A 3,718-nucleotide genomic window follows, 5' to 3' on the forward strand; every position below is an offset into this window, starting at 1 on the left:
GTTATAATTAATTAAAGACCTTGTTTAAAGGAGGAAAGATGATTAGAGTTAGATTTCCGCCCTCACCCACTGGATACATGCACATAGGGAATGTAAGGACTGCTCTTTTTAACTACTTATTTGCAAAAAGCAGGGGAGGAAAACTCATATTAAGAATTGAAGATACAGATAAGCTCCGTTCAAAAAAGGAGTATGAAGAAGATATAGTTGATGGACTTAAGTGGCTTGGTATAGAGTGGGACGAGGGACCAGATATAGGCGGACCCTATGGACCATACAGACAGAGTGAAAGACTTGATATTTACAAAAAATACATTGATAAGCTTCTTAAAGAGGATAAGGCGTATTACTGCTTCTGCACTCCAGAGGAATTACAAAGAGATAGAGAGGAAGCAATAAAGAGGGGAGAAATGCCAAAATACTCCCGTAGATGTAGGAATCTTACAGAGGAAGAGAGAAGAAAGAAATTTGAAGAGGGAAGAATCCCTGTTGTAAGGTTTAAAACACCACTCTCTGGAGAGGTTAAAGTCTATGATAGATTGAGGGGAGAACTTACCTTTCCCATGGAGAACCTTGACGATTTTGTGATTCTTAGGTCTGATGGAATTCCAACATACAACTTTGCAGTTGTGATTGACGATGCCCTGATGAAAATAACTCATGTTATGAGAGGAGAGGACCATCTTCATGGAAACACACCAAGGCAGGTTCTTCTCTATAAAGCTTTTGGTTTTCCTGTTCCTGAATTTATCCATCTCCCCATGATTCTTGGTGAAGATCACACAAAGCTCTCAAAGAGACACGGGAGCGTATCCTTAAGAGACTATAGATTGGATGGCTTTCTTCCAGAGGCTCTAATAAACTACATGGCGCTTCTTGGCTGGTCTCCAAAGTCAAAGGAAAAGGAGTTTTTTACAATGGAGGAACTTATTAAAGAGTTTGACATAGATAACCTTTCAAGGAGTAACGCAATATTTTCATTATCAAAATTAAAGTGGATGAATCACAAATATATGGAGACACTTCCATTGGAGGTTATTTTTGAGAGGGTAAAACCCTTTGTAAAAAAAGAGTTTCCCTTTCTATCCGATAATTGGATAAAGGAGGCAACAAGGCTTCTTAGAGAACACATGACACTTCTTAAGGATTTAAATCCCATAATCAAGGATATATTCTCCCCGCCACCTCTTTCAAGAGAGGATAAAGAATACTTAAAGGAATTTATTCCTTTACTTGAAGGGTTTATGAAGAACCTTTCATCACTTTCAGAGTGGAATGAAAATGAAATTCTATCCCTTATAAGAAAAACAGGAAAGGAACTTGGTTTTAAGGGAAAGAGACTCTACTTTCCATTGAGGGTGGCAATAACACATAAGAAGGAGGGACCAGAGATATACATCTACATATATCTTCTTGGAAAGGAAGAGAGCGTTAAAAGGCTCTCAGAGGCAATTTCAGAGGTGAAGGGAGTTTGAACCGGGAGGTAAATAATGATTAGAGTATACAACACACTGACGAGAAAAAAAGAGGAGCTTGTTCCAAGAGAGAAGGGAAAAATTTATATGTATGTTTGTGGTCTTACCCCTGATAACTACCCCCATCTTGGACACGCAAGGGCTTTCGTTGTATTTGACACCATAAAGAGATATTTAAAATTTAAAGGATTTGAAGTTAAGTATGTTCAAAACTACACAGATATAGACGATAAGATCATAAAAAGGGCGAATGAGTGGGGAATTTCACCAAAGGAGATTGCAGAGACATTTATCTCAATGTATGAAAAGTATCTTAATTTATTCAATGTTGATAGAGAGGGAAACATATATCCAAGGGTCACAGAAAACATAGACGATATTATAAAGATGATAAAGGAACTTGAGGATAAAGGTTTTGCCTATGAAACAGATACAGGAGTTTACTTTTCGGTAAAAAAGTTTCCTGAATACGGGAAGCTTTCAAGAAGAAAGATAGAGGATTTAATAAAGGGAGCAAGAATTCCTGTGGATGAAACAAAGAAAGACCCCCTTGATTTTGCGCTATGGAAAAAACAGAAACCAGGAGAGCCAGCGTGGAATTCTCCATGGGGAAAGGGAAGACCGGGATGGCACATTGAATGCTCTGTTATGTCCATGAAGTACCTTGGTTTCTCCTTTGATATTCACGGTGGTGGAATTGACCTTATTTTCCCCCATCATGAGAATGAGATAGCTCAATCTGAGGCATGGGCAGGAGATAAACCCTATGTAAGATACTGGCTTCACAACGGCCTTATAACTGTAAACAGGGAGAAGATGAGCAAATCTCTTGGAAACTTCTTTACCATTGAGGAACTATTAAAGAAGTATCAGCCAGAGGTTTTAAGGTTGTTTCTCCTTTCAGGTGACTATCACTCTCCCATAGACTTTTCCTTTGAGAAACTGAATGAGATAAAAAAATCCTATGAAAGAATTAAGGAGTTTTACAACTTCCTTAAGGTGATGAAGGAGAAATTCCCTGAGGATGATGAAAAGATAAGGAAAATCTCTGATGGTGCAATGAAAGAGTTTATATCCTTTATGGATGATGATTTTAATACTCAGGGTGCCCTCGGAGTTTTATTTAAATTTATAAATAAGATTAAAGGAGAAGGAGGAGAGGGTAGTTTCAGTTATGCACTGAAGGTATTTGAGGATATGTTAAACATACTTGGAATAAAAATTTCCTTTAAAGAGATTAAGAATTTAAAGGAGGAACTTATAAAGATTCTTTCTGACTTTAATCTTGTTGAAAAGGGGGATGAGGAGAAGGAAGAGGAGGAATTAATAAAGAAGATAATAGATGAGAGAAAGAAGATGAGAGAGAATAAAGAGTATGAGAAGGCAGATAAAATAAGAGAAAGGCTCAAGGAGCTTGGATATGAGGTGAGGGATGGAAAGAGGGAAACCATCTACTTCAGAAGAGAATAACATAGTTTATGGAAGAAATCCTGTAATTGAAGCAGTTAAATCTGGAAAGGTACTCAAGGTCATAATAAAGTTTGGAGTTAAGGGGAAGGAGATAAGAGAACTTGAGAATCTACTGAAAGAAAAGAGGATTCCTTTTACATTTAAGGATAAAAACTTTTTTAGAGATTATCCAAAGTCTCAGGGTGTTATTGCATATGTATCCCCTGTGAGGATAAGAGATGTAAGAGAGATAAAGGCAGGAAAGAGTGATATATATGTTCTTGTATCAAACATAGAGGATCCGGAAAATTTTGGTGCAATAATAAGAAGCTCTGAGTGTTTTGGAGTAAAGGGAGTTATCTTTCCAAAGAGAAGGGGAGTTACCATAACGCCATCTGTGATTAAGGCATCAGTAGGGAGCATATTTCACATTCCAATCTATGAGATAGGGAGCGTTCTTTCAGGGATTGAAACGCTGAAAGAGAAAGGTTTGTGGATAGTTACCCTTGATATGAAAGGGAAACAAATTCTTGGAAAGGTGGATGTTCCCTTCCCTGTGGTTCTTGTAGTTGGAGGAGAGGGAAAAGGGGCAGGTAAAAAGGTTATTGAAAAAAGTGATATGGTTCTAAAGATTCCTATGTATGGAAAGGTAAACTCCCTGAATGCATCAGTATCAGCAGGCATCGCCCTCTTTGAACTCACAAAAATAAGAGAAAGGTATTTTAAATAAAGGACTATAGTAAAAATTCTCAATTTTACTTGACAAAGTGGACAAATTTGGGTACTATTACAAG

Annotated in this window: 3 protein-coding genes; all 3 read left to right on the forward strand. The window is 37.4% G+C overall.

Features of this window, described 5'->3' with window-relative positions:
- Window positions 1–38 precede the first annotated feature (38 nt).
- Genes J7J33_00005 through rlmB form a run of 3 tightly spaced genes read left to right on the forward strand, consistent with a single transcriptional unit; the run spans window position 39 to window position 3,654 of the window.
- Window positions 39–1,475: a glutamate--tRNA ligase gene (locus J7J33_00005; protein ID MCD6167685.1), complete on the forward strand. Its 1,437-nt coding sequence runs from the start codon at window positions 39–41 to the stop codon at window positions 1,473–1,475.
- An 18-nt stretch (window positions 1,476–1,493) separates the two neighbouring features.
- On the forward strand, window positions 1,494–2,945 hold the full coding sequence (gene cysS / locus J7J33_00010; GenBank protein MCD6167686.1) for a cysteine--tRNA ligase: 1,452 nt from the start codon (window positions 1,494–1,496) through the stop codon (window positions 2,943–2,945).
- A complete protein-coding gene (gene rlmB / locus J7J33_00015; GenBank protein MCD6167687.1) occupies window positions 2,908–3,654 on the forward strand; it encodes a 23S rRNA (guanosine(2251)-2'-O)-methyltransferase RlmB in 747 nt (248 codons plus the stop codon). The genes cysS and rlmB overlap by 38 nt, the downstream gene beginning before the upstream one ends.
- Window positions 3,655–3,718 lie beyond the last annotated feature (64 nt).

The organism is Caldisericia bacterium, from assembly GCA_021158845.1.
Taxonomy (GTDB): domain Bacteria; phylum Caldisericota; class Caldisericia; order B22-G15; family B22-G15; genus B22-G15.

Coding starts and splice junctions, on each gene's coding strand:
- J7J33_00005 (MCD6167685.1), top strand. CDS start 39: ATGATTAGAGTTAGATTTCCGCCCTCACCCACTGGATACATGCACATA.
- rlmB (MCD6167687.1), top strand. CDS start 2,908: ATGGAAAGAGGGAAACCATCTACTTCAGAAGAGAATAACATAGTTTAT.